Here is a 26,199-nt window from a genome sequence, read left to right as displayed (position 1 = left end):
TCACGTCGGCATGCGGATGTTGCGGACCCGGATGACGGTCGCCCACTTCTCGCTTTCCTGCGTCCAGTAGGTCGCGAATTCCGCCGGCGTGCTGCCGACCGGCGCCGCGCCCTGGGCAATGATCTGCTGGCGGAAGGCGGGATCGTTGACCGCCGCCTGCACGGCCTCCGTAAGGCGCGCGACGATCGGCGCAGGCAGGTTGGCGGGCGCCATCAGCGCCATGTCAGTCGAGGATTCGAAGCCCGCGACGCCCGCTTCCTGTAGCGTCGGTACATCCGGCGCGAGGGGCGTGCGCTCTGCCGTGCTGACCGCGAGCATCTTCAGCGTGCCGGCCTGGCGGTGCGGCAGCGCGGTCACGGCATCGACGAAGGACATGTTCGTCTCGCCCGCCAGCACGGCCTGCGCCGAGGGCGCGCCGCCGCGATAGGGCACATGCATCATGTCGAGCCCGGCCGCGGACATCAGCAACTCGGTCGCCAGGTGGCTGCTCGCGCCGATGCCGGCGGAGGAGAAGGTGATCTCGCCCGGCCGTGCCTTCACATAGGCGAGAAATTCCTGGATCGTCGTCACCGGCACGGAAGGATGCACGCAGACCGCCTGCGCCGTGCGGGCCAGCAGGCTGATGCCGGTGAAGGCGCCGCGCGTGTCGTAGGGCAGGGTGCCCATCAGATGCGGCGCGATGGCATAGGTGCTGTTGGTCGCGGACAGCAGCACATAGCCGTCGGGCCGCGACTGCGCGACATAGCTGTGTCCGATGGTGCCGGAGGCGCCGGCCCGGTTCTCCACCACGAAGTTCTGGCCGAATGCCTGACTGAAGCGCTGGGCGAAGATGCGGGTCATGGTGTCCGACGACCCACCGGCGGGCCAGGGATTCACCAGGGTCACAGGGCGCGTCGGCCAGGAACCCTGTGCCTGCGCGGACCGCAGCGCGGGCATCGCCAACGTGGCGGCAATCAGGGCACGACGATTCAATTCGGTCATAATCAACAGCCTCCAGAACTCACGGCGGAACGGACGGCGCTTCGCGATGCGTGCTCACTTGTCGCAAGTCATGTCGCAGGGTCGTGATGCTGGCCCCATCGATGCATCGACGCAAGTTGCCGTGCCCCTGGACAGGCTTTGTCGTGTGCGCGAAGCATCGGCACATGACACAACCCGCCAGCCGTCCGCTCGATTCGGTGGACAGTGACGCCATCCTGCCCGCCACGGCCGATGTCGTCGTCATCGGTGCCGGCATCATCGGTGTCGCGACGGCCTATGCGCTCGCCAAGGCCGGGCATGCGGTGGCGCTGCTGGACAAGGGCGTGGTCGCCGGCGAACAGTCGAGCCGCAACTGGGGCTGGTGCCGTCTGCTCAATCGCGATGAGCGCGAAATTCCCCTCATGCAGCACAGTCACGAGTTGTGGGATCGCCTCCCCGCCGAGATCGGCGCCGATATGGGGTTCCGCCGCAACGGCCTGGTCTACGTCACCAAGGATCCGCAACAGCTCGCGGCCTGGCAGGGCTGGGCCGACATGGCGCAGGCCTATCAGGTGCCTGTGCGCATCATCGATGGCGCCGAGGCGAAGCGCCTGACGCCGGGCAATGCGCAGGACTGGATCGGCGGCGTTGTCTCCCCGCGCGATGGCCGCGCCGAGCCGTCGATGGCCGCACCCGCGCTGGCGCGCGCCGCGCGTGCGCTCGGTGTGTCCCTGCATCAGAACTGCGCGGTGCGTGGCCTCGACATGACGGGCGGCCGCCTCTCCGGTGTCTTTACCGAGACAGGACGCATCGCCTGCCAGGCGGTCGTCGTCGCGGGCGGGGCCTGGGCGTCGATGTTCCTGCGCCGGCACGGCGCGGACATGCCGCAATCCTCGGTGATGTCGACTGTATTCACCACGACCCCGGCGAAGCAGGTGAGCCCCGGCGGGCTGTTCACGCCGGACTTCATCCTCACGCCGCGCCTCGACGGTGGATACATCGTCGCCGCCCGCGCACGCGGGCGGCTGGAGCTGACGCCGGCCGGCATCCGCTATGCGCGGCAGTTCCTGCCGGCGCTACGCAAGAACTGGTCGGTGGTGCAAATCCGCGTCGGGCGGTCCTTCTTCGAAGGCCCCGATGCATGGCACGGCAAGTGGTCCTTCGAGAAACCGACGGTCTTCGAGCGCGTGCGCGTGTTGGACCCGAAGCCGATGACCGGCATCGTCGAACCGGCGCTGCGCGAGATCGTCGCGGCCTATCCTGACCTCGCCGGCATCCAGGCGGCACGCATCTGGGCCGGGTGGATCGATTCGACACCCGATGCGGTGCCGGTGATATCGCCGGTGGAGGCCCTGCCCGGTGTCGTCGTCGCGGCGGGGTTCAGCGGGCACGGCTTCGGCATTGGGCCGGCGGCGGGGCGGTTGGCGGCGGATCTGGCGACCGGGGCGCCGCCCGTGGTCGATCCGGCGCCCTTCGCGCTGAAGCGCTTCTTCGACGGTAGTCCGATCCGGATGCCGACCGGGATCTGACACCAGTCTTCCTTCACCGCAGCTTGATGTCGATCCGCACCACGTCCCCGCGATAGATTCCATCCGCCACCAGCAGCAGCACGCCGCGCGCATCGACCGCGGCGCGCCGCACGAATGCGACGGGCGCGTTCAGCGGCACATGCAACGCGGCGGCCGTCTCCACATCCGCCGTGCCGATCGTCAGGGTCTGCCGCGCATCGGCGATGCGCACGCCGGGAATGCCGGCAACGAGCTTCAGCGCCGTGCGGCTGCGCAGTGCTTCCGGGGTGACCTTGGGCGAGAGACGTTCGTTCAGGAAGACATCCGCCAGCAGGAAAGGCTGCCCGTCGCGCCAGTGGCGCCGGCGGATGTGCCGATAGAACGGCGCCGGCCGGCCAATCTCGACCGGCGGCAGCTCGGCGCCGGCAATGGCGGGCACGTCGCCGAGGATCTCGATCTCCGCGCCCTCCCGGGACCGCAGCAGGCCGGACCAATCGGTCTCGACCTCGCACCACAGCCGGTTGGCCGCGGGCGTCTTGCGCACGAAGGTGCCCTTGGCCCGGAAGCGCGCGATCAGGCCGTCGCCTTCCAACTGATCCAGCGCCTGGCGGATCGTCGCCCGTGCGACACCGTATTCGGCGGCCAGTTCATCCACCGTGGGGATGCGTTGTTCCGGTCGCCAGGCACCCTGCTCGATCCTGCGGCGGAAGAGCGTCGCGAGCTGGATGTAGCGCGCGACGGCACTCCGGTTCAGGTCGATGGCGGGGGCGGGCATGGGCGCTCGCTACACGGCGCCAGCCGCCGCGTCCAGAACGGCGCGGCGGCGGACACGACCGGTCATTCGAGGCGGATTCCCGCGGCGTCGATCACCCGCTTCCAGCGCGCGGATTCCTCGGCAATCGTGGCGGCGAGTTGCTCCGGCGTCGAAGGCGTCGCTTCCTCGCCCAGCGCTTCCATCCGCGCGCGATAGGCCGGGTCGTTGAGGATGGCGACGATGACACCGTTCAGCCGCGCGATGACCGGCGCCGGGGTGCCGGCCGGCGCGGCGATGTAGTTGAAGGGGGAGGCATCGAAGCCCGGCAGTGTCTCGGCCAGGGCGGGGATGTCCGGCGCCTGGCGCGATCGCTGCGGCGTGGTGACCGCGAGCGCGCGCAGATTCCCCGCGCGCGACGGCGGCAACAGGATCGACATGGTATCGAGCGCCATGCTGACCGTGCCCGCAAGCAGATCCGTCGTTGCCGGGCCGGTGCCGCGATAGGGCACATGGGTGATGTCGATCTGTGCCATGAACTTCAGCATCTCGCCGGCGAGATGCGATGACGACCCGATGCCCGAGGAGGCGAAGCTGAGCTGCCCCGGCCGCGCCTTGGCGAGCGCTATCAGCTCCTGGACATTCTGCGCCGGCAGGGAGGGGTGGATGGCGAGGAGGTTCGGCGCGCGCTTGTAGCCGGACACCGGCGCGAAATCCTTGACCGGATCATAGGGCAGGCTGCGCATCAGATGCGGATTGACGATCTGAGGCCCCGGCGTGCCGTAGAGCAGGGTGAGCCCGTCCGGCGCCGCGCGCGCGACGGCCTGCGCGCCGATCGTCGCGCCGGCACCGGGTCGGTTGTCCACCACCACGGGCTGGCCAAGCGCCGCGCCCATAGGTTCGGCCAGCATGCGGGCGGAGGCATCGGCGGACCCGCCCGCCGCGAAAGGCACCACCAGCCGCAGCGGCCGATCGGGGAAGGTTTGCGCAAGCGCCGGCATGGCGAGCGCGGCCGGCGCGGCGAGCAGTGTGCGGCGGGTCAATGTCATGCCTTGAAGTTCCTCCTTGGCGTGGTGCGGTGCGCCAAGCGGCCGCGGCATTCTCCGCGATCGCCTGGCGACGAGAGCGATGTCATTCGAGCCGCATGCCGGTGGCGCGCACCACCTCGCCCCACTGGTCGTAGGCAACGCGGATGAAGCTCGCGAACTCATCGGGGTTGCTGCCGACGACGCGGCCGCCCTGGTCGAGCAGGACGCGGCGCGCGTCCGGATCATCCAGGGCGCCACGCACCGCGGCATGCAGGATGCGCACGCGGTCGGCGGGCAGGCCGGCAGGGCCGAGCACGCCGTACCAGGTTTCGCTGACCAGGCCCGGCACGCCGGCCTCCTCGGCGGTCGGCACCTCGGGGAGGATCGACAGGCGCTGTTGCGCGGTGATGGCAAGCGCCGGCAGCGTACCGGAGCGCACGTGCCCGATCAGCGCCGGCACGTCGGCGAGTACTACCTGGACCCGTCCAGCGAGCAGTTCCGTCACCGCCGGCGCCGCGCCGCGGAAGGGGACGTGCACCATGTCGATGCCGGCGCGCATCTTGAACAACTCACCCGCAAGATGCAGCGAGGAGCCGATTCCGGCCGAGCCATAGGCGAGCTGTCCCGGGCGCGCCTTGGCCATGGCGACGAGTTCGCCGAGGGTGCGCGGCCCGAGCCCCGGTGCGACGGAGACGATCTGCGGCACCGCGATCACCTGGCTGATCGGCGAAAGATCGGTGCGCGGATCGAAGGGCATGTTGGGCTGCAGATGCGGCAGCACGGCCATCGCCCCGCTGCTGGCGAGCACCAGCGTGTAGCCGTCCGGCCGCGACTTCGCGACATAGTCCACGCCGATCAGCCCGGCCGCACCGGCGCGCGCCTCGACCACCACGGGCTTGCCGAGCCTTTCACCCATCACGCGGCCGATGGTGCGCGCGATCAGGTCCGCCGGGCCGCCGGCGGCGAAGGGGATGACGAGACGCACCGGCTGGTCGGGGAAGGTTTCGGCCTGCGCGCGGCCGACCAGCGCGGGCAGCGCCAGGGCTGACAGGGCGGTCCTTCTGCGGATGATCATGTTTGTTTCCTCCCGATTGTCGTTGATTGATGCCGCTAGTCGGGCGGCGGCTGGGCGAAGAGTCCTTCCGGCGGCGCGGTGAGCGGCGGGGTGGCGCCGTCCGGCAAGGGGACGTCATGCGCATTCAGCGTCATGGCGACCATCGAGTAGTAGCCAATGAGCGCCGTCAGCTCGACCACGCCCGGCACGCCGAAGCGTTCGGTGACCTGCGCATGCAGGGCGGCGGGCACGGTGCCGTCGCGCAGCAGCAGGCGTGCGTAGTCGTAGATCAGTGCATCGTCGGGATGGGTGAAATCCGGGGGCGCGCCATCGCGGATCGCGGCAATGACCTCGGGTTCCAGCCCCGCATCGGCGGCGGCCTGCGCATGCACGAACCATTCGACCTGGGCCGACCATCGCCGCCCGGTGACGATGATGGCGAGTTCCGACAGCCGCTTGCCGAGCGAGGTGCCGAAGCGCAGCGATTCCCCCAGCGCCGACCAGGCGCGGGCGAGATCCGGCGCATGGATCGCCGCGCGCAGCGGGCCGATGACGCGGCCGCGCGGCCCGGCGACGACGCTGTCCCACACGGCGCGTTGGGCGTCGTCGGCGAGATCCTCGCGTGTCGCGGGAAGCGGGATGCGCGGCATTCAGATCACTCCGCCGGCGGCGAGGGCGGCGCGTTCCGCGGCGCCGATGCCGATCGATTCCAGTACCGCCTCGGTATCCGCGCCGAGCAACGGCGGCACGGCGTCGTCGCGCGTGCCCTCCATGCGGATGGGGGAGCGGACCATGGGCACTTCCCCCGCCGGATGCGGCAGGCGGCGCAGCAGGTCGCGATGCATCACCTGCGGATCGGCGAAGACATCGGGCACGGTGTTGATCGGCCCGCACGGCACGCCGGCGGCATCGAGCCGCCCTGTCAGCTCCGCGCGCGTGAAGTCGCGGAAGCGTTCGGCGAGCAGCGGCGTGAGATCCGCATTGTGCCGCACGCGGTCGGCGTTGCGGATGAAGCGCGGATCGACGGCCCATTCCGGGCGGTCGATGGCGTGGCATAGCTTGGCGAACTGCGCGTCATTGCCGACCGCGAGCACGATCTCCCCGTCCTTCGCGGGGAAGACGTCCTGCGGCTGGATGTTGGGATGCCGGTTGCCGGCGCGATGCGGGACGCGTCCGCCGACGAGATGGTTCATCGCCTGGTTGGACAGCACCGCGGTGCCGACATCGAGCATGGCGAGGTCGATGGTCGCACCCTCGCCGGTTTCGGCGCGGCGCGCGACGGCGGCGAGGATGGCGGTCACCGCATACATGCCCGTCATCAGGTCGATGATCGGCACGCCGACCTTCTGCGGCGCGCCATCGGCCTCGCCAGTGAGGCTCATCAATCCGCACATGGCCTGGATCATGAAGTCATAGGCGGCCTGTTCGGCGCGCGGCCCATCCTGGCCGAAGCCGGTGACCGAGCAGTAGATCAGCGAGGGCTTGAGCGCGCGCAGCGACGCGGCGTCGAGGCCGTAGCGCGCCAGCGCGCCGACCTTGAAGTTCTCGATGACGATGTCGCTGTCCTGGGCGAGGCGGCGCGCGATCGCCTGCCCCTCCGGCTTGGTGATGTCGAGCGTGACCGACCGTTTGCCGCGATTCATCGAGAGGAAATAGCCCGCATCCTTCGTCGGATTGCCGTCGCGATCCTTGAGGAAGGGCGGACCCCAGCCGCGCGTGTCGTCCCCGGCGCCGGGGCGTTCGATCTTGATCACCTCGGCGCCGAGATCGGCAAGAACCTGCGTGGCCCAGGGGGCCGCCATGATGCGGCCGAGATCGAGCACACGCAGATGCGACAGGGGTCCGGCCACGATCAGGCGTCGACCACCGGCGTGGCAACCATCGAAGGCCTCTCGCGGAACTTCGACTGCCAGGCGGAGAAGCGCGGCGCCCGTTCCCGCCAGCCAAGATCGGCGAAGCGGAAATCCATGTAGTCGCCGGCGATGGCCAGCGTGATCTGCGCCATGCCGACCGGCGTCTGCGCGATTTCGCCGATCTCGGCATCCAGCGCGGGCAGGATGGCGTCGAGCTTCGTCTGGTAGCTGTGCATCATCGAGGGCAGCGGCGTTTCGCGCGCGCGCTCGGTCCGCCAGTAGATCAGCACGTCGAGGAAGCCGTTCGCCAGCGCATGACGCCGCAGCTCGACGAAGCGCGCGGGACCCGAGGCCGGGATCAGCTTTCCGCCGCCGACGAGGCTGTCGAAATATTCCATGATGACGGCGCTGTCGTAGAGGATGGTCCCGTCTTCGGTGACCAGGGTCGGGATCTTGCTGAGCGGGTTCTCGCGCATCAGCTCGGGCACCGGCTTGTCCATGGCGACGACGGTGCGGACGGTCTGGATGCGGTCGGCGAGGCCGAGCTCATGCGCGGCGACCATCACCTTGCGCACATAGGGGGAGCGCGGGGACCAGTGCAGTTTCATCATGGACAAAGCGGGCTTGGCGCCCCTCCCTTCTTGTGTCGTTAGGTCAGTCATATGACTTTAAGGGGCTGGGCGCCGACGTCCAGCCCCCGCCACGTCAGAGCCTGTCCTGAAGGTTCGACGGCTGCCCGCACCCCGCCCTGCCACACAGTCCAACATGCTGCTGCCGGCCGGGGAGCGCGGACCATCGTCAATGTCAGAAGTCGTCGCCAGGCGATCCCTGGGACAGGCTCTGATACCGGCCAGCCCCTACGGCTGACTCGGTATCAGGGTGTCGGTTGAGCGCGCGGCCGCCCCATCAATGCCGCCGCGCCTTGCTGCCGAAAAGGTCACCGGCAAGGCTCGGCGGTATCAGCCATTGTCCGCGACGCCGGCCGACCACTCGTCGATGCGGGCGAGGTGATCGTAGTCGCCGCCCATCGCGCTGCGCCCCGGATGCGGGCGCGAGGGGAAGGGCGCCTCGCCGAGCAGCCACTTCTCGGCCAGTGCCATCAGCCGTTCGTGTGCCAGCGCGGCGAAGGGCGTGCCGTCCTCCGCTGTCGCACCGAGCCCCTTCACCTCGCCGGCCTGTTCCCCACCGGTCAGGCGCCAGTAGAGCAGGTCGGTCACAGCGCCCCCGCTGCCGGGATAGGCGCCCTGTTCCAGCAGCCAGGCCTCGATGGGCAGTTGCGGCGCGGAACCGGCGGCGAGCGCCTTGGCGGTCGGCACGGAACCGGTCTTGTAGTCCACCACGCGCCAGCCGCCGTTCGGCAGTTGGTCGAGACGGTCGGCACGGGCCTCGATCTCGATCTCGCCGCCAGGCAGGCGCAGAAGGGCCTGGCCCTTCACCTCCACCAGGCAGGCGCGCAGCGGGGCGATGCCGCGCAGCGCCGCCTCCTGCTCCAGCACGAAGCCGCCGATATTGGCGAGGCGCGGCGTCCAGAAGGCGAGGATGCCCGGCCGGTCGCGATAATCGTCCAGCGCCTTCTCGCTGGCGCGGTCCCAGGCGTCCTGGGCGGCGGCCTCGCCCGGCCAGCCGGTGCCGATGGCGCGCAGGAAGCCCGCCATGGCCGCGTGCACCAGCATGCCGTAGTCGAGCGCGCCGACCTCCTCCTCCAGCGCCTTCAGCGGGTCGAGGCGCAGCACGCGCTTCGCGTAGAAGGCGTAAGGGTCGGCGATCAGCAGCCCGGCATCGGACACCGTCAGGCGGCGCGGCCGCAGCGCGGCGGGCGGTGCCGGGGCGGGGCGTGGGATGGGCGTCACCGCATCCGGCGCATCCAGCGCCGCGGCCCAGGCGGCCGCGGGGGAGGCCCGCAACGCCAACCCGTCCTGCCCCGCGAGGAAGGTATCGAGCCGCACCAGCCAGCGCGCCGGCACGGTAGGCGACCCGCCGCGCCGCGCGGCGGAGGACAGCACCGCCTCCGGCGCTGCCGCGGCGGCAAACAGGAAGTCGGCGGCGACGCGGCCGATGCGCGCTTCGGGTTCCGGCAGGCCGAAGGCGGCGCGCATCGGACGCGACATCCATGGGCCAGGATCGGTCGCCTGCGGCCAGGCGGTTTCCTCCAGCGCGCCGAGCACCACGCGATCGAAGGATTGCAGCCGCGCTTCCAGCAGGCCGAGGATCGCGATGCGCGGATGCGCCGCATCGCCGCGCCCGCGCGTTGCGCGCAGGGATGGCGCGACGGGCCCGGCGAGGGCGGCCTCGAACAGGTCCGGCCAGTCGGCCGGCGCGATGGGCGGCAGGTTGGGAAGTGCCTCGGTCAGGTCATGCAGGTGGCGGGCGAGGGGTTCGCCCTCCTCGCCGGCATAGAGCCGCAGCCCGCCGGGCAGGTCGGGCGTGGCCGCCAACGCCTCGGCTGCCGCGAGATGCGCGCGCAGCAGGTCCGCCGGCGGCAGGGCGGGTGCGTCGGGCAGGGTGGTGAAGCCGTCCAGCGCGCCCTCCAGCGCATCGAGCAGCCGCGATACCTCGGCGAGCGCCCCGGCCTTCGAGGCGGCGACAGAGGCCCGCAGCCCCGCGAACCCCGGCGCCGGGCGCGGGCCGCGCAGGGCGTCGTGTTCCATCCGCCGCGCCGCCAGTACCCAATCCGTGCGATCCAGCCCGCCGGCGCAGAGCGGATGCTTGAGCACGGCGAGCAGCGGCACCGGCGCAAAGCCCTCCGCGACCATCCGCCCGATCAGGCGCAGGAAGGAGGCGGCGGGGGTTTCGGCCAGCGGTTCACCGGCGGAATCGTCAGCCGTGATGCCGTGACGGGCGAGTTCCGCCGAGACGCGGCGCGCGAGGTCGCGATCCGGCGTGACCAAGGCAGCGCGAGCGCCGGGCGTTTCAGCGCTTTCCCGCAGCAGCAGGGCGATGGCGGCGGCTTCCTGCTGTGCATCGGCGGCGACCAGGCGCGACAGGCCCGTCAGCGCGGCGGACCAGCGCGGCCTGTCGTGCTCGGTCCAGGCCGGCAGGCCTTCGGCGGGCGTGAGGGCGCGGCCCAGCAGCACGGCACGGTCCGGCGGGGTGCCCTCCGGCGCGTCGGCGTACCAGGGGCGCAGGGCATCCGGGCCAGCGCCCATCGCCTTAAGCAAGCGCGCTTGGCCGGCCAGGGGATGGGTGGGCGCTGCGCCGATCGCCTCCCACAGGGCAGGTGCGACCGGTTCCGGCAGGCCTTGCAGCACCACCGCACCCTGCGGCGCGGCAGCCAGCACGCGCAGCAATTCGGCCGCGGCCGGGATGGTGCCGCCGGCGCCGATGCCCGCCGCGACGGTGGGGTGTTCGAGCGGCGCATCCCTCCAGGCTGCCGCCTGCGCCGCCAGCGCCTTCACGCGCCGCACGCCGATATCGAGCAGCCCGCGTTCTGTCAGCCAGCGATTCCAGTCCAACGCCGCCGCGCGCAGCACCGTCGTGGTGATCTGCCAATGCGCCGCATGCCGGTCGGGCACCAAGCCATCCAGCCGCTCCAGCCAGGCCGCGGCGAAGTCCTCCGGCGGGGCGTGTTCCAGCATGGCGAGGTCGGGTTCCTCGAGCGCGATCTCGTCGAACAGCCGCGCCAGTTCCCCCGCCAACAGCCAGGCCTGTTCCGGCGTAGCGGGCCCACCATGGCGGCGGGGGATGCGCTGGGCCATCTCGGCCAGCACAGCCTGGCGTGTCAGCGGCGCGACGGCGGGCGGCAGGTCGAGCAGATCGGGCAGGGCCAGCTCGTCCGCTTCCTCGGTCGACAGGCCGGCCAGGGCGCGCATGCGCGGCAGCAGCAGAGCGCGGCCGCCGGCCGCGCGCAGGAAGGCCTCCCGTAGGCCCCGGGCGGCGCGGCGGGTCGGCAGCAACAGCGTTGCGCGGGCCAGGGTCGCGGGGTCATCGCCGGGCAGCCGGGCCAGCAGGCCGAGCGCCAGGGTTTCGAGGAAGGACGCGGAAGGGGGGATAGCGTAGAGGTTCATCGGCCGGCGCTGAAAGGGCACTGCCCCCCTTCATGCCACAGCGTCGTCATGTCGCGCAGCCGGGACCGTCGCTCCCCCTCACGGGTCAGGCGGCGTCCGGCTTCGCCGGCCGCAGCTTCCGCACCTTGCCGCTGCCAGCCGCCTCCGGCGTCGCTCCGCCGGAGAAGAGCCGCTCGACCTCCGCCATGCGGTCAGCGACGGCGGGCGGGATGTCGCCCGTGGCCTCCACGACCGAACGGATCGCTTTCAGCGCTTCCTCGCGCAGTGCGGTCTCCTCGGGCAAGAGAGCGGGCAGGGTCGCGATGGCCTCAGCCGGGTCGAGCAGAAGCATGAAGAATTGCTGGCGCACGATGCGCTTGAACTCCGCCAGCGGCAGCTTGTCCGGCCCGATCGCCGCCCGGATGCGGCGCACCACGCCGAAGGACCGTTCATCGGCATTCGAGACCGGCAGCCGCACCCACAACAGGGCGCGCACCACCGCTTCGCGCAGGCCACCCTCGGCCATGGTGGCGCGCAGCCGTTCGGCCGCGAGCGCCACGAAGGCGCGGTGATCGGGAGATTCGCTGGGGCGCCGCCGCGGCGGGGCGCTGCCGGCCGCGACGCCGGTCGCGGCCTGCACCACCGGCGCGGCATAGACCTCGCGGAAGATGCGTTCGGTCAGCGCGTCGCGCTGGCGGCCATAGGCTTCGAGCTGGCCCGTGATCGCCTCGGAGACCTGGCGCTCGGCGGCACGGCCGGGATTGTCGGCCGGCACAGGCTGGCGGTTGGCGCGGGTCAGATCGGCCGCCCAGCCCACCCAGGTCATGGCCGGATTGCGGTCGGAGAACAGCGTGTAGCCCATGCGGGTGGGATGCAGATGCTCCGTGACCATCGCGACGGGCGGCGTCGCCAGGGCGCGGACGGTGGGCTGCACATATTGGCGATACAGGGCGAGGTTGGTCTCGGACACCCGGCGCACGGCGGCGAAGCGGCGTTCATCCTCGGGGTCGGTGCCGCCATGGACGGCGAGATCGGGCAGGTCCCGCGCCTCGAAGGTCGCGACCCAGTTGCCGTGGCCGGTCAGCACGGCGTTCTGCTCCTCCGCCGCCGGATGCAGCACCGTCTCGTAGAGGCCCGGCGGCAGCACATCGATCATGTCGATGTTGGAGGCGAATTCCTGGTGTTCCTTCCGTGCGACCCCGCCCGAGACGAAGATGCCGAGATGGCCGATGCTGCCATGCACGGAATAGACGATGGTCTGGCCGTGGGTCTGCAGGTCCTGGAGATTGCTGTAGAGATCGGTGATCCAGGACAGCGCCTGCGCGGGCGGCGTGATCTCGTCGCCCTGCGAGCAGAAGACGATGATCGGCGACTGGATCGCTCGCAGATCGACGCGCGTGCCGTCGGAGAAGGTCAGCTCGCCCGTCGCCAGGCGGTTGCCGACGAAGAGCTCGTCGACGATGAACTGCATTTCCTCGGCGTTCATCATGACATGGCCGCCCCACCATTTCTCGAAGCCGAGATAGCGTGGGGCGGCATGGTCGACATCCGCCCAGACTTCGTACTGCTTGGTCCAGTAGGTGTTGGCCGGATTGCCGGATTCGAAGTTGGAGACCAGCCAGGCACCGTCGAAGACGCCGGCGCCGAGATCGCCGGTCAGCGCCGTCAGCCAGGATCCGCCGAGCATGCCGCCGAGGTAGCGCATCGGCGCGCGGCCCTTCACGCCGGCCCAGTAGGACAGCGGCGTGCCGGCGATGATCAGCGGGCCGAAGGCCTCGGGCCGGATGGCGGCGGCCATCATCAGGGCCCAGCCGGCCTGGCAGTTGCCGATAGCGACCAGCTTGCCGTCGGCCTTGGCATGGCGGCCGCCGGCTTCCTCGGCGAAGGCGACGATGGCGTGGACCACGTGTTCAATGGTCTGGCCGGGTTCGGGGCGCGGGCGGAAGCCGACGAAATAGCAGGGGTGGCCGGCGGCGAGCGCGACACCGATCTCGCTGTCCGCCTTGAAGCCGCCGATGCCCGGACCATGGCCGGCGCGCGGGTCGATGACCATGAAGGGCCGCGCCAGCGGGTCGGTCGGCGGTGCACCTTCCGGCGGAATGATGCGGGCCATCCAATAGTTGCAGGGGTTCGGCAGGTCCTTCCCGTCCATCACCACCTCGAACCCGAAGCTGAGGACATTGCGCATCGGGTCGTCCTCAGACGCCAGGAAGGCGTTGCCGCGCTGGCGCAGCACGTCGAGAAAGAGGATCGATCGCTGCCAGGCATCGACCGCGTAGGACGCCCAGGGCAACAGGGGCATGTCGTTGGGCATGGGCTGCCTCCGTGATGGCGCGGCGGTGCGCCGCGTAACGAATGGCCGGGCAGACATGCGCCACGCGACGCGTGCTCCATGCCAACGGCCTGAGGTGCTCCTACCATATGCGCCGCTGGACGGTTTGATATGAGACAACTCCGTGACCGGCTTGGTGCGCGGGGCCAGTCCGGCCTCGTTCCGCCGTGGAATTGGAGTGGCTCCGCGCCATAGGCACGGCGATGAGTGCGCGATGGGGAGGGTCTTTGCCCCTCCCGTGCGCCGCGAAGTAGTGCTTCGCGCCCACCAAAGGCCACAGGCCTTCGGAAACCGATACCTGGCGTGCGGGGAGCGCGTTTCGCATTGACGAGGCGCGCGCGGTGCGCAGGGCTCGGTCATGCTTCCTGGCGCAGAGCACGAGACGCGTGCCTGATGACGGCCGGACCGCTGCGCCCGGAGCCAAGTCAAGGTTTCCAAAGGCCCTGTGGCCTTTGGCGGGTGGGGGTTCCGGGGGAGGGCAGAGCCCTTCTCCGCTCCGCCATCACCAGAATCTTCGCGCCTGTCGGGCAGAGCCCACCCCGTTGCCCGCAGCGGCAGCACCCAGGAAGGCCTTTACGCGCGCGGGCCCCGCGGGATGTGGTCCGGCGCTCGGGCTGGACGGTCCGGGCAGGCTCTCAGCCGTCCAGCCGGATATTGAGTCGCCGGATCATGCCGCCCCACCGCGCGGTCTCCTCTGCCAGGAAGGCGGCGGCCTCGGCCGGGGTGGTGGCCATCACCTCGAAGCCCGCCCCCTCCAGGCGTTGGCGTGCGGCGGGATCGCGCAGGCCCTGCTGCGTTGCCGTGGCCAGTCGTGCGACGCGCTCCGGCGGCGTCGAGGCCGGCACCACCATGGTCTGCCAGCCATAGGATTCGGCGTTGGCCAGGCCCTGCTCCGCCAGCGTCAGCACGGTCGGCGTCGGCGCGAAGCGGGCGGCGGAGGTCACGGCGAGGGCGCGGATCTGCCCCGCCTGCACCTGCGGCAGCACGGCGGCGGTGGTGACCATCATCGCCTGGATGCGCCCGGCGACCAGGTCGAGCGTCGCGGCCGGGAAGCCGCGATAGGCGACGTGCAGCATCTCGGGCGAATTGGTCCGTGCCAGCAGGTCGAGCATGCCGAGATGCCCGCCGGACCCCGATCCCACAGAGCCGAAGGCGACCTTGCCGGGATTGGCCCGCAGATAGGCAAGGAAGCTCGTGAGGTCCGTCGCGGGCAGGTCGTTGTTCACCACCAGGAACTGTGGGCCGCGGGCCAGCAGCGACACCGGGATCAGGTCCTTCACCGGGTCATAGGGAAGGTCCGGGTAGAGCGCCGGGGCGGTGGTCAGCGGGCCGTTGATCGACAGTCCGATGGTGTGCCCGTCGGTGGCTTTGGCGATGGCGTCGGTGCCGATATTGCCGCCGGCGCCCGCACGATTGTCCACCACGACGGGATGGCCGAGCGCCTTGGCCAGGTGTTCCGCCGCCACCCGGCCGGTCAGGTCGGGGCTCGATCCCCCGGGAAAGGGGACGATGAAGCGCACCGGGCGATCCGGCCATCCATCCTGGGCGCGCGCGACGCCGGGCAGCAGCGACAAGGCGGGCAAGGCGACAAGCCCGCGGCGGGTGATGGTCATGGCGGTTCCTCCGGCAGTGCGGCGCAGTTCCTGTCCCGGTCCGTGCCCCGGGCGAAGCCGAGCCTTATCCCGTCATCCGCCCGAAGGAAATCTCCCGCCTCGGGCTCTTGGGCACGGCCTTGTGCTTCACTGCCGCCCAGATCCTCGGGTTACAATCCACGCGCACTATCTGAATCGTGGAGTACAACCCGTGACTGCATGCCTGCGATTGGTAATGCCGTTGACCGCCATGCTGTTCCTGTCCGGCTGCGCGACGGCGGCGCTCAACGCCGCGCTGCGTGCCGCCCATCCGGGGCCGCCGTGGAATGGAGAGGTCGCGGTGGCCACCGATCCGCCAGGCGCGCAATGTTCCGTCCACCGCGGCGATCGCGTCGTGGCGGAGGTTGCGGCCTCCCCTGGCACGGTGACGCTGCCGCGGTCCTACGCGGTTCTCGAGGTGCGCTGCCGCGCGGATGGCTACCTCGAAACCGCCGAGGTGATGCGACCCAGCGACGATCCGGCCGTGTTCCGCATGGCGCCGAACGGCATCATCGGGGCGACGGCAACCATCATCAGTGCTGCCTCGGCGCGGACCATGCGCTACCCCGGGGAAGTCACCATCGCCATGGTCCCGGCGACATTTCCCGACGAGGAGACCCGCACCCGGTTCTTCGAGACGCGGCGCCAGGCGATCATCGCGAGCCGCGCGGCGCAACTCGCCCTGGCCGATGAACGCTGCCGCGCGCAGCCGGACAGCACCTGCGACCCCGCCGGCCTGGTGATGCGACAGGAACAGGAGCAGGACCTCTCGCGGCTCGACCGGATGGCGGAACAGGCAAGGGTCGGCGCATCCGATCCCGTGGCCGCCGCTACTTCTGCTCCTGAGGTCGCGGCTGTGGCCGCCCGGTGACGGCTCGGCTTCAGGCGGTGTTTGTCGGATCGGTCATGTCGAAGGTCAGCTCCACCCGCAGCCCGAAGGGGTCGGTCAGGAAAAGCTGATGCAGCGGAAAGCCCGGGAGCGGCGCCTCGGCATAGGGTATGCCCTTCTCCGCGAGCGAGGTGCGGACCTCGGGCAGTCCGCGCATGCGGAAGGCGATGTGTTCGAAGGAGACGCTGGGGGAGGGGCCGGTCGGCGCCTCCACCGTGTCGCGGCAGGCCAGGTGGATGATCGGCCGCCCGCCGGCATAGAGCCAGGCGCCGGGAAAGGTGAAGTTGGGCCGTGGCCCTTCCTCGAGCCCCAGCAGGTCGCGGTAGAAGGCCAGCGCGGCAGGCAGGTCCTGCGGACGCAGCCGCACATTGGCGTGGTCGAGCCCTTCGGGTCGCATCGTTCCCTCCCATTCGGCGGTTCGCGAAGGCCATCGCCCGGCCGGGCGATTTCCCCTGGCCGGGAAGTGCACTAGACCCGGAGCATGACAGGCGCGCCGAGCCAGCACCACAAGCCCCTTCGTTCGGCGGAAGGGGCCACCCCCGCCATCGCCCAATGGTTCGTCGCCAAGGCGGCGCATCCCGATGCGCTGATCTTCTTCCGCATGGGCGACTTCTTCGAGATGCTGTTCGAGGATGCGGAGGTCGCATCCGCCGCGCTCGACATTGCGCTGTCCAGCCGGGGCGAGCATCAGGGCGAGAAGGTGAAGCTCTGCGGCGTGCCGGCGCAGGCGGTGGATGTCTATCTTGCCCGGCTGATCCGCCAGGGCTTCCGCGTCGCCATCTGTGACCAGACCGAGACGCCGGAGGAACAGAAGCGCCGCAAGGCGCCGACCATCCGGCGTGAGGTCACGCGCCTCGTCACGCCCGGCACGGTCACGGAGGAGGCGCTGCTTGAGGCCTCCCGCTCGGCCTGGCTTCTGGCGCTGGCGCCGGTCGACAACCGGCTGGGCGCGGCTTGGCTTGACGTGACCACCGGCGCCTTCGCCACGGAAAGCCTGGCGCCGGAGGATCTGCCCGCCCTGCTCGCCCGGCTGGAGCCGGCCGAGATCCTGGCCCCGGAGGATTTCGCCCGCACCAGTACGCTGCTGCCGCTTGCCGAGCGCACCGCCCATCTCGGCGTCCCGCGCGACGGCACCCGGCGCCTGGCCGAGGCCTTCGACGTCGCGACACTGGAAGGCTTCGGTAGCTTCTCGCCGGAGGAGATCGCCGCCGCCGCCATGGCGGTGGACTATGTGAAGCTGACCCAGGTCGGCGCCATGCCGCGCCTGTCGCCGCCGGTGCCGTCCGGCGGGCGCGGCGTGCTGCAGATGGACGGCGCGACCCGTCGCAGCCTGGAAATCCTGCGCAGCGAGCGCGGGGATCCGCGCCATGCGCTGTTGGGCGCGGTGGATCGCACCGTCACGCCCGCCGGGGCGCGGGAACTGGCGGCGCGGCTCGCCTCTCCCCTGGCGGACCAGGCGCCCATCGCCGCCCGCCATGACGCCGTCGCCTTCCTGCTGGCGGCGGAGACAGTCCGCCAGGGCCTGCGCGCCGCGCTGAAGGGTGCGCCCGACATGGCGCGCGCCCTGGCGCGGCTGTCTCTGGACCGCTTCGCCCCGCGCGACCTTGGCGCCATCCGCGAGGGCCTGGCGCGGGCCGAAGCCATGCAGGCCGCGCTGGACGCCGCCGCCGGCGTGCCGCCCGTTCCCGCCCTGGTCTCCGGAGCCCGGGCCGCGCTGCGCCCCGCCGACAGCCCGCGTGCCGAATTGCAGCGCGCCCTGGCCGACCCGCTGCCCGCCCGGCTGGACGATGGCGGGCTGGTCGCCGCCGGCTATGACGGCGAGCTCGACGCCCTGCGCCGCCTGCGCGACGGCGCGCGGGAGGCGATCGCCGCGCTGCAGATGGATCTCGCCCAGGCCTGGGGCGTGGCGAGCCTCAAGATCCGCCACCACCAGCAATTCGGCTTCCTCGCCGAGGTTCCCTCCGCCGCCGGGGAGAAACTGCTGCGCGAGGGCATGAAGGAGGGGCCCCAGGCCCCGGTCCATCGCCAGACCATGGCGAATGCCATGCGCTTCACCTGCACGGCGCTGGCCGATCTCGACCGCCGGGTCGCCGAGGCCGGTGAACAGGCCGGCAAGCGGGAGCGCGTGATCGCCCAGCATCTGCGCCGGCTGTGCCTGGCTGCGGCTGCGGGCATCGCCGCCGCGGCCTCGGCCATGGCGGAACTTGATGTGCATGCGGCGGCGGCGGAACTCGCCGCGGATGGCCGCTGGTGCCGGCCGGACATGACCGACCGCGGCGACTTCGCCGTCGCCGCGGCGCGGCATCCGGTGGTCGAGGCGGCGCTCGCCCGCGCGCGCGGCCCGGCCTTCGTGCCCAATGACTGCGACCTGTCGGCCGGGCGACGACTCTGCCTGCTGACCGGGCCGAACATGGCCGGCAAATCGACCTTCCTGCGGCAGAACGCGCTGCTGGTGATCCTGGCCCAGGCGGGGATGTTCGTGCCGGCGGACAGCGCGCGGATCGGGCTGACCGACCGGTTGTTCTCCCGCGTCGGCGCTGCCGACGACATCGCCGGCGGTCGGTCCACCTTCATGGTCGAAATGGCCGAGACCGCCGCCATCCTGAACCAGGCGACCGCCCGGTCGCTGGTGGTGCTGGACGAGGTCGGGCGCGGCACCGCCACCTGGGATGGCCTCGCCATCGCCTGGGCGGTGCTGGAGGCGCTGCACGACCGCATCCGCTGCCGCACCATCTTCGCCACGCACTTCCACGAGCTCACGGCGCTCGCCGGCAAGCTGCCGGAACTCGCTCCGTCTACCATGCAGGTGCGCGAATGGCGCGGCGAGGTGGTCTTCGAGCATCGCGTCGGTCCCGGCGCGGCCGAACGGTCCTGGGGCGTGCATGTCGCGCGCCTCGCCGGCGTGCCGAAACCCGTGCTGACCCGTGCGCAGGAGGTGCTGAAGGCGCTGGAAGCCCGCGCTCGCGGCCTCGATCCGCTGTCCGAGGAATTGCCGCTGTTTGCCCGTGCAGCCCCACCCCCGGCAGCGCCCCCGGAGCATCCGGCCCTGGCCGAACTGGCGGCGCTGGACGCGGATTCGCTCAGTCCGCGAGAAGCGCTTGACATTCTCTACCGCCTGAAATCGCTGCTGGGGCCTGTCGCGCCGCACAAGGACTAGCTAGTGTTCCGCGCGATGACATCCCTGGACGATGCCGGAACCGATGCCGGACCCGCCGAGGGCCCGGCCAGGCGGCCGGTTCCGGTGACGGGCGAACCCCCTGTCGTGTTGGCCGACCTGCTCGCGGATCTGATCCCGGGCGGGCAGCCCGTTCCGCGCGAGGAAGCGGTTGCCCTGCTGCGCCGGCACCTCGGCCGCGTCCAGAACCGCGTGCAGCAGGCCTTCGAGACGCACGACCTGTCGGGCCTGTCCGCGGCGCGTTGGCTCGCCGCGCTGACCGACACGGTGATGGTCGGCATCCGCGCCTATACCGATGCCATCCTGCCCGCCGCCGCCGGGGACAAGCCCTGGGCGCTGGTGGCGACCGGCGGCTATGGCCGCGGCGTCCTCGCGCCCTTTTCCGACATCGACCTGCTGTTCCTGACCGATGCGGGGATGAGCACGCGGGGCAAGCAGTCGGTGGAGTTCATGCTCTACCTGCTGTGGGATCTCGGGCTGAAGGTGGGTCACGCCACGCGGTCCCGGTCGGACTGCATCGTGGATGCCAAGGGCGATGCGACGGTGCTGACGGCGCTGCTCGATGCCCGCTTCATCGCCGGGGCGGAACCTGTCTTCACCCGCTTCGCCGAGGCCTTCCGCGCCGCGCGCGCCGAATGGGGGCTGAAGCCTTTCCTCAACGCCAAGCGCGCCGAGCGCCACCAGCGCCACGCCCGCTACGGCGAAAGCCCCTTCCTGGTCGAGCCGCATGTCAAGGAAGGGCGCGGCGGGCTGCGCGACCTGCAGACGCTCTACTGGCTCGCCCGCTATGCCTTCAATGTGCAGCGCATGCCGGAACTGGTCGGGCCGCACAGCCCGGGCGGCGGCCTGCTGACCGCCGTCGAGGCGCGCGCCATCAAGCGGGCCTGGGATTTCTTCTGGACCGTCCGCTTTCACCTGCACATCGTGACGGGACGCGCCGAGGAGCGCCTGACCTTCGACCTCCAGCCCGTGGTGGGGGCCCGCATGGGCTATACCCGCCACGGGTTGCAGGATGGGGTGGAGCGCTTCATGAAGCACTTCTTCCTCATGGTGCGGGACGTGGCGCGCTTCACCCGCATCCTGGAACCGGCGATCGAGCGCGCCTCGCTCGGCCCCCCCGCAGTGGTGCCCGCCTCCGACAAGGCGCTCACCGAAGCGGGCTTCGCCCTGGCGGACGGCAAGGTCATCGCCGCCCCGGGCCATGACTTCACCCTCGACCCCGTGCTGATGCTGCGCATCTTCCGCATGGCGCGGGACCGCGGGCTCGACATCCATCCGCTCGCCTTCCGCGCCATCGTCCGCCATGCCCGCCACGCCGCGCGGCTGCGCGGGGAGAGCGCGGCGAGCACGGAATTCATCGACCTGCTGACCGGGCGCGATCCCGAACGCTGGCTGCGCCTGCTGAACGAGGCGGGGCTGATCTCCCGCCTGCTGCCGGACTGGCAGCGCATCGTCGGGCTGATGCAGTTCGACACCTACCACGTCTTCACGGTGGACGAGCACACCATCGAGGCGGTCGGCGTGCTCGGCGCGCTGGAACGCGGCGAGCTGAACGAAGCCACGCCCGTCGCCTCGGAACTGATCGGCCAGTTGCAGTCGCGCCGCGCGCTCTATGTCGCCGTGCTGCTGCACGACATCGCCAAGGGCCGCGGCGGCGAGCATTCCGAGATCGGCGCCGAGTTGGCGCAGACCATCTGCCCGATGCTCGGCATGACGCCGGAGGAGACGGAGACCGTCTCCTGGCTCGTGCTGCATCACCTGCTGATCAGCCAGACCGCCTTCAAGCGCGACATCGAGGATCCCAAGACCATCCTCGACATCGCGGAGGTGGTGCAGTCGCCGGAACGCCTGCGCCTGCTGCTGGTGCTGACCGTCGCCGACATGCGCGCGGTCGGTCCCAAGGTGTGGAACGGCTGGAAGGCGACGCTGCTGCGCGAACTGTACTGGCGCGTCGCGGAAGTCCTCGCCGGCGGGCTGTCGGTGCCCGAGCGTGACGTGCGCGTCGCCCGCGCGAAGGAAGCCGCGTCGCTGCTGCTCGCCGACCGACCGAAGGCAGAGATCGCGGCCTTTCTCGAACTCGGCTATCCGGGTTATTGGCTGTCCTTCGATCCCGAGACGCATGCGCGCCACGCCGCCATGATCCAGGAGGCGCGGGAGGCCAAGGCGCCGCTGACCGTGCGCACCCGCGTGCTCGAAAGCCGCGCGGTGACCGAGGTGACGGTCTACTGCACCGACCATCCCGGGCTGTTCAGCCAGATCGCGGGCGCGCTCGCCGTCGCGGGTGCGACCATCGTCGATGCGCGCATCCACACCATGACTGACGGCATGGCGCTCGACACCTTCTGGGTGCAGGACGCGCAGGGCGGGGCCTTCGAGGCGCCGCACCGCCTCGCGCGGCTCGCCGTGCTGGTGGAACAGGCGCTGTCCGGCCGCCTGCGGCTGCGCGAGGAGATCCGCAAGCTGAAGCGCGAACCGGCGCGGCTGCGCGCCGTGACCGTGCCGCCGCGCGTGGTCATCGACAACCACGCCTCCAACACCCACACCGTCATCGAGGTGAATGGGCGCGACCGTCCCGGCCTGCTGCATGACGTGACGGCGGCGATCAGCGACCAGGGCCTGCAGATCGCCTCGGCGCACATCACCACCTATGGCGTGCGCGCGGTGGACGTCTTCTATGTGAAGGACGTTTTCGGGCTGAAGGTGGAGAACGAACGTAAGCTGGTCGGTCTGCGCCGGGCACTGGAGACGGCGCTCGAAGCCACCGAGGCCCCTGGGGGCGGGGGCATCGGCACGCGGGCGGCGGCTGCGAGGGCGTGAGGCACCGCGGCGCGATACGCGCCGCATCCGTCATCCCCCCGGCAGAGGCGCGATTCTTTCCCTTCTCGATGGATCACGATTTATGGCTGCATCCGACCTGACCGCCGTCTTCGACCATATCGACCGCAACCGCGACGCCTTCCTGGACCGCCTGATCGCCTATCTCCGTCATCCGAGCATCAGCGCGCAGAACATCGGCATCGCCGAAGTCGGCCAGTTGCTGGTGGGCATGCTGACCGACATCGGGCTCGAGACCAGCCTGATGCCGACCAAGGGCCACCCGATGGTGGTCGGGCGCTGGCAGAAGGCGCCGGGCAAGCCGACCGTCATCCTCTATGGCCATTACGACGTGCAGCCGCCCGAGCCGCTCGACAAATGGATCTCGCCGCCCTTCGAGCCGACCATCCGCGACGGGCGGCTGTATGCGCGCGGCGTCGGCGACAATAAGGGGCAGCATTTCGCGCAGATCCTGGCGATTGAATCGCATCTGAAGGTGCATGGCGCCCTGCCCTGCAACGTCATCCTGCTGCTGGAAGGCGAGGAAGAGATCGGCAGCCCGCATATCGCAGATTTCGTGCGCGCCAATCGGGACCTGTTGAAGGCGGATCTGTCCGTCACCGCCGATGGGCCGCGCCATGCGAGCGGCGCCGCCGCGCTGAAATTCGGCTCGCGCGGCGTCGTCTCCTTCGAACTGCGCTGCCGGCACGCCAGCCGGGACGTGCATTCGGGCAATTTCGGCGGCGTGGTGCCCAACCCGATCTGGACCCTGGTGCATCTGCTCGGCACCATGAAGAACGCGGCGGGCGAGATCACCATCGAGGGCTTCCATGACGGGGTGGAACCGCCGGCGCCGGAAGAAATGGCGGCGATCGAACGCCTGCCGCTCGATGTCGAAGCGGTAAAAGCGAGCCTCGGCCTCACGCGGCTCGATGCGCCGGAGGACCGGCCCTTCTACGACCGCCTGTGCTTCCAGCCGACGCTGACGATCAACGGCTTCCATGGCGGCTATGGCGGGCCTGGCACCAAGACCGTGCTGCCCAACGAAGCCTTCGTGAAATGCGACATCCGCCTGGTTCATGACCAGGACCCGCAGGACATCCTGCGCAAGGTCGCCGCGCATGTGGCGCGGCACGCGCCGGAGGTGGAATTCGTCGCCGCTGATATGGGCATGCAGCCGTCCAAGACGCCCATCGCCTCGCCCTTCACCGCGCCGTTGGTGCGCGCCTTCGTGGCCGCGCAGGGGGTGGAGCCGCTACTGGTGCCGGCGGGCTTCGGCAGCCTACCGAATTACGTGTTTACGAAGATCCTCGGCATCCCGGCCTTCGGCACGCCTTACGCCAATCCGGACGAGGCGAATCACGCGCCGAACGAGAATCTGATGCTCGACTGCTTCCACAGCGGCATCCGCACCGGGGCGGCGGTGCTGTATGAACTGGGCCGGCAGGACGGGTGAGGGCCGGCTCCGTCATCGTCACACGCCGGGCAGGCAGGCTTCCGCGAGAAGCGTGAAGGCCGCTGCCCGGTGGCTGATCCGGTGCTTCTCCTCCGGCGCCATCTCGCCGAAGGTTTCGACCCGGTCGTCCGGTTCGAACATCGGATCGTAGCCGAAGCCGCGGCTGCCGCGCGGCGGCCAGACCCAGTGCCCCAGGGCACGCCCCTCGAAGGTCTCGAGGTGTCCGTCCGGCCAGGCCAGCACCAGGGCGCAGGAGAACCAGGCGGTGCGGTCCTCGAAGTCCTGTGCTGCCTCCATCACCTTGTGCATCGCTTCTGCGTAGTCGCGTGACCCGTCGGGCTGCATGGCCCAGTCGGCCGTGCGCACCCCCGGCGCGCCGGCCAGCGCGGCGACCGAGAAGCCGGAATCGTCGGCCAGCGCCGGCAGCCTCGCCGCCTGCGCCGCTGCGCGCGCCTTGATCGTGGCATTGCCGATGAAGCTCTCCTCGGTCTCCTCGGGTTCCGGCAGGCCGAGTTCGCCGGCGCTGACCGTCTCGATGCCGAAGGGGGCCAGGAGTGCGGCGACCTCGCGCAGCTTCCCCTTGTTGTGCGTCGCGATGACGATGCGCTCGCCCCGCGCCAGACGCCGGTGATTCATCGCGCCGGGTGCTCCCCTTCGCCGTCAGTCCCTGAAAGCCGGAAAAAGGAGGGCGTGCGGGGGCGTTCGCTCCCCCGCTCTCCCGTCGTCCAAGTCACAGCCCGACGACCGCCCGCTGCTTGGCGAACAGGTCTGCCGTGCCCTGCCGTGCCAGTCCGAGCAGGGCGATCAGCTCGGCATCGGTGAAGGGCGCGCCTTCGGCAGTGCCCTGTACTTCCACGATGCCGCCGGCGCCGGTCAGCACGAAATTCGCATCCGCATCCGCCTTGCTGTCCTCGGCATAGTCGAGGTCGAGCACCGGCGTGCCCTGCCACACCCCGCAGGACACCGCCGCGACCTGGTCCTTCAACGGATTGGCGGTGAGGATGTTCATCCGCCGGCAATGCTCGAAGGCCAGGTGCAGGGCGACCCAGGCGCCGGTAATCGAGGCACAGCGCGTCCCGCCATCGGCGTTCAGCACGTCGCAGTCGATCGTCACCGACATCTCGCCCATCGCCTTCATGTCGGTCACGGCCCGCAGGGAGCGGCCGATCAGGCGCTGGATCTCCTGCGTGCGGCCGGACTGCTTGCCGCGGGCGGCCTCGCGGTCGCCGCGTGTGTGGGTTGCGCGGGGCAGCATGCCGTATTCGGCGGTGACCCAGCCTTGCCCCTGGCCGCGCAGGAAGGGTGGCACCTTGCCCTCGACGCTGGCGGTGCACAGCACTTCCGTCTGCCCCATGCGGATCAGGCAGGACCCCTCCGCATGGCGGGCGAAACCGGGTTCGAGGCTGACGGTACGAAGGGCGGCGGCGTCGCGGCCGGAGGGGCGCATGGGGCGGTATCCTGGGCTATGCTGGTGGCGGCGGCTTCTACAATGCCCTGGCCGGCAGGGGAAACCGGCCCCCATGCGGCGGGGTCGGTGGCACCCCATATGCATGGACGAGGGCGCGAATCGCGCTCACAAGCCGTTGACCGGGAGCAAGGCGAGTACCTAGGCTCTGATCTGGACCGATGAAGATGGGACCGACCACAAAGCCGCAGGCCGCCCCGACCGGGGCGACCCTCGCGGGTCTCGACAGCCGCAGCGCCATGATCCTGCGCGAGCTGGTGGAGACCTATGTCGAGACCGGCGAGCCCGTCGGCTCCCGCACCCTGTCGCGCCGCCTGCCGCTCGGACTATCCCCCGCCACCATCCGCAATGCCATGGCGGATCTCGAGGATGCCGGGCTGCTCTATGCGCCGCATACTTCGGCCGGGCGGCTGCCGACCGAGCGGGGCCTGCGCCTTTTCGTCGATGGTCTGCTGGAATTCGGGGCATTGGGTGAGGAGGAGCGCGGCGCCATCACCGCGCGCTGCGCCGCCTCCGGCCGATCCCTGCAGGAGACCCTGGGCGAGGCCGGGCAGATGCTCTCGGGCCTGGCCGGCGCCGCCGGGCTGGTCGTCGCGCCCACCGCCGAGGGCGCGGTGCGCCACATCGAATTCGTTGCCCTGGGCCCCGGCCGCGCGCTCGTGGTGCTGGTGCATGACGACGGCCAGGTCGAGAACCGTGTCATCGAGGTCCCGGCCGGGTTGCCGCCGTCGGCGCTGCAGCAGGCGTCGAACTACCTGAATGCGCGCCTCGCCGGCCGTACGCTGGAAGAGGCCCGCGGCGTCATCGCCGGCGAGGTCGCTGCCAACCGCACTGCCCTCGATGCGCTGACCCAGCAGGTGATCGAAGCTGGACTCGGCACCTGGACCGGGGGGCAGGGAGGGTCGCTGATTATCCGCGGCCAGGCCAGGCTGCTGGAGACCATCGACCAGGCCGCCCGGGTGTCGGAGATCAAGCGGCTCTTCGAACGGCTTGAGCAGCAGGAGACGATGCTGCGGCTGCTCGACCTCGCCCAGCGCGGCGAGGGCGTGCAGATCTTCATTGGTGCCGAGAGCGGCCTGTTCGACAGCGCCGGGCTCTCGATGGTCGTCGCACCCTTCCGCAACGGGCAGGAAAAGATCGTCGGCGCAATCGGGGTGATCGGGCCGACACGGATCAACTATGGGCGTGTGATTCCGGTGGTGGATTACACAGCGCGGGTGATCGGACGCTTGCTGGGCTGATCGATCTCTCGATTGGCAGCGGAGGGTTGGAGGGGCCTTGCCCCTCCAAGCCACCCCGT

General features: G+C 70.6%; 19 protein-coding genes. 6 read left to right on the top strand and 13 right to left on the bottom strand.

From position 1 onward, the window contains the following. Nucleotides 1-981 carry a Bug family tripartite tricarboxylate transporter substrate binding protein gene (locus tag KPL78_RS10450; protein ID WP_219762882.1) on the bottom strand — a complete coding sequence of 327 codons (981 nt, stop codon included), beginning with the start codon at nucleotides 979-981 and terminating at the stop codon, nucleotides 1-3. Nucleotides 982-1,145: 164 nt separating this feature from the next. On the opposite strand from KPL78_RS10450, the gene KPL78_RS10445 reads away from it, so the two are divergent. After that, nucleotides 1,146-2,489 carry an NAD(P)/FAD-dependent oxidoreductase gene (locus tag KPL78_RS10445; protein WP_219762881.1) on the top strand — a complete coding sequence of 448 codons (1,344 nt, stop codon included), beginning with the start codon at nucleotides 1,146-1,148 and terminating at the stop codon, nucleotides 2,487-2,489. A 13-nt stretch (nucleotides 2,490-2,502) separates the two neighbouring features. Here KPL78_RS10445 and KPL78_RS10440 read toward each other — a convergent pair whose 3' ends face one another. The 9 genes from KPL78_RS10440 to KPL78_RS10400 all read right to left on the bottom strand — a co-directional run bounded on the left by KPL78_RS10440 (nucleotide 2,503) and on the right by KPL78_RS10400 (nucleotide 15,082). After that, the gene (locus KPL78_RS10440; RefSeq protein WP_219762880.1) at nucleotides 2,503-3,243 is read right to left on the bottom strand and encodes a GntR family transcriptional regulator; all 741 of its coding nucleotides are present in this window, start codon (nucleotides 3,241-3,243) and stop codon (nucleotides 2,503-2,505) included. A gap of 62 nt (nucleotides 3,244-3,305) precedes the next feature. Beyond that, complete coding sequence (locus KPL78_RS10435) at nucleotides 3,306-4,268, bottom strand: Bug family tripartite tricarboxylate transporter substrate binding protein (RefSeq protein ID WP_219762879.1); 963 nt, start codon at nucleotides 4,266-4,268, stop codon at nucleotides 3,306-3,308. A gap of 82 nt (nucleotides 4,269-4,350) precedes the next feature. After that, the gene (locus KPL78_RS10430; RefSeq protein ID WP_219762878.1) at nucleotides 4,351-5,322 is read right to left on the bottom strand and encodes a Bug family tripartite tricarboxylate transporter substrate binding protein; all 972 of its coding nucleotides are present in this window, start codon (nucleotides 5,320-5,322) and stop codon (nucleotides 4,351-4,353) included. Nucleotides 5,323-5,357: 35 nt separating this feature from the next. Then, nucleotides 5,358-5,951: a carboxymuconolactone decarboxylase family protein gene (locus tag KPL78_RS10425; RefSeq protein ID WP_219762877.1), complete on the bottom strand. Its 594-nt coding sequence runs from the start codon at nucleotides 5,949-5,951 to the stop codon at nucleotides 5,358-5,360. Further along, nucleotides 5,952-7,151, bottom strand: a complete 1,200-nt coding sequence (locus tag KPL78_RS10420) for a CaiB/BaiF CoA transferase family protein (RefSeq protein WP_219762876.1) — start codon at nucleotides 7,149-7,151, stop codon at nucleotides 5,952-5,954. Between the two features lie 2 nt (nucleotides 7,152-7,153). Next, nucleotides 7,154-7,765 carry a glutathione S-transferase family protein gene (locus KPL78_RS10415; RefSeq protein ID WP_255568838.1) on the bottom strand — a complete coding sequence of 204 codons (612 nt, stop codon included), beginning with the start codon at nucleotides 7,763-7,765 and terminating at the stop codon, nucleotides 7,154-7,156. Between the two features lie 348 nt (nucleotides 7,766-8,113). Continuing rightward, on the bottom strand, nucleotides 8,114-11,179 hold the full coding sequence (gene addB, locus KPL78_RS10410) for a double-strand break repair protein AddB (protein ID WP_369412726.1): 3,066 nt from the start codon (nucleotides 11,177-11,179) through the stop codon (nucleotides 8,114-8,116). A gap of 64 nt (nucleotides 11,180-11,243) precedes the next feature. Further along, complete coding sequence (locus tag KPL78_RS10405; protein ID WP_219762875.1) at nucleotides 11,244-13,451, bottom strand: DUF3141 domain-containing protein; 2,208 nt, start codon at nucleotides 13,449-13,451, stop codon at nucleotides 11,244-11,246. A gap of 653 nt (nucleotides 13,452-14,104) precedes the next feature. Further along, the gene (locus KPL78_RS10400; protein ID WP_219762874.1) at nucleotides 14,105-15,082 is read right to left on the bottom strand and encodes a Bug family tripartite tricarboxylate transporter substrate binding protein; all 978 of its coding nucleotides are present in this window, start codon (nucleotides 15,080-15,082) and stop codon (nucleotides 14,105-14,107) included. A 190-nt stretch (nucleotides 15,083-15,272) separates the two neighbouring features. On the opposite strand from KPL78_RS10400, the gene KPL78_RS10395 reads away from it, so the two are divergent. Then, on the top strand, nucleotides 15,273-15,971 hold the full coding sequence (locus KPL78_RS10395) for a hypothetical protein (protein WP_219762873.1): 699 nt from the start codon (nucleotides 15,273-15,275) through the stop codon (nucleotides 15,969-15,971). Nucleotides 15,972-15,981: 10 nt separating this feature from the next. On the opposite strand, the gene KPL78_RS10390 is transcribed toward KPL78_RS10395, so the two are convergent. Next, a complete protein-coding gene (locus KPL78_RS10390; RefSeq protein WP_219762872.1) occupies nucleotides 15,982-16,386 on the bottom strand; it encodes a VOC family protein in 405 nt (134 codons plus the stop codon). A gap of 84 nt (nucleotides 16,387-16,470) precedes the next feature. On the opposite strand from KPL78_RS10390, the gene mutS reads away from it, so the two are divergent. The 3 genes from mutS (at nucleotide 16,471) to KPL78_RS10375 (ending at nucleotide 23,434) form a co-directional block, all read left to right on the top strand. After that, entirely contained in the window at nucleotides 16,471-19,146 is a 2,676-nt protein-coding gene (mutS, locus tag KPL78_RS10385; protein WP_219762871.1) for a DNA mismatch repair protein MutS, read from the top strand. 15 nt (nucleotides 19,147-19,161) lie between these two features. Beyond that, nucleotides 19,162-21,981 carry a [protein-PII] uridylyltransferase gene (locus KPL78_RS10380; RefSeq protein WP_219762870.1) on the top strand — a complete coding sequence of 940 codons (2,820 nt, stop codon included), beginning with the start codon at nucleotides 19,162-19,164 and terminating at the stop codon, nucleotides 21,979-21,981. An 82-nt stretch (nucleotides 21,982-22,063) separates the two neighbouring features. Further along, nucleotides 22,064-23,434 carry a M20/M25/M40 family metallo-hydrolase gene (locus KPL78_RS10375; protein WP_219762869.1) on the top strand — a complete coding sequence of 457 codons (1,371 nt, stop codon included), beginning with the start codon at nucleotides 22,064-22,066 and terminating at the stop codon, nucleotides 23,432-23,434. 18 nt (nucleotides 23,435-23,452) lie between these two features. Here KPL78_RS10375 and rdgB read toward each other — a convergent pair whose 3' ends face one another. Then, nucleotides 23,453-24,070, bottom strand: coding sequence for an RdgB/HAM1 family non-canonical purine NTP pyrophosphatase (gene rdgB, locus KPL78_RS10370; RefSeq protein ID WP_219762868.1), 618 nt, complete (start codon nucleotides 24,068-24,070; stop codon nucleotides 23,453-23,455). A 94-nt stretch (nucleotides 24,071-24,164) separates the two neighbouring features. Next, nucleotides 24,165-24,881, bottom strand: a complete 717-nt coding sequence (gene rph / locus KPL78_RS10365) for a ribonuclease PH (RefSeq protein ID WP_219762867.1) — start codon at nucleotides 24,879-24,881, stop codon at nucleotides 24,165-24,167. Between the two features lie 185 nt (nucleotides 24,882-25,066). Between rph and hrcA the strand changes: the two genes are divergently transcribed. Beyond that, entirely contained in the window at nucleotides 25,067-26,140 is a 1,074-nt protein-coding gene (hrcA, locus tag KPL78_RS10360; RefSeq protein ID WP_219762866.1) for a heat-inducible transcriptional repressor HrcA, read from the top strand. Nucleotides 26,141-26,199 lie beyond the last annotated feature (59 nt).

Origin of the sequence: Roseomonas alba, assembly GCF_019430885.1 — a bacterium.
GTDB lineage: Bacteria > Pseudomonadota > Alphaproteobacteria > Acetobacterales > Acetobacteraceae > Neoroseomonas > Neoroseomonas alba.
Note: the sequence above shows the minus strand (reverse complement) of the source record. Positions and strands in the feature narration are given on the sequence as shown.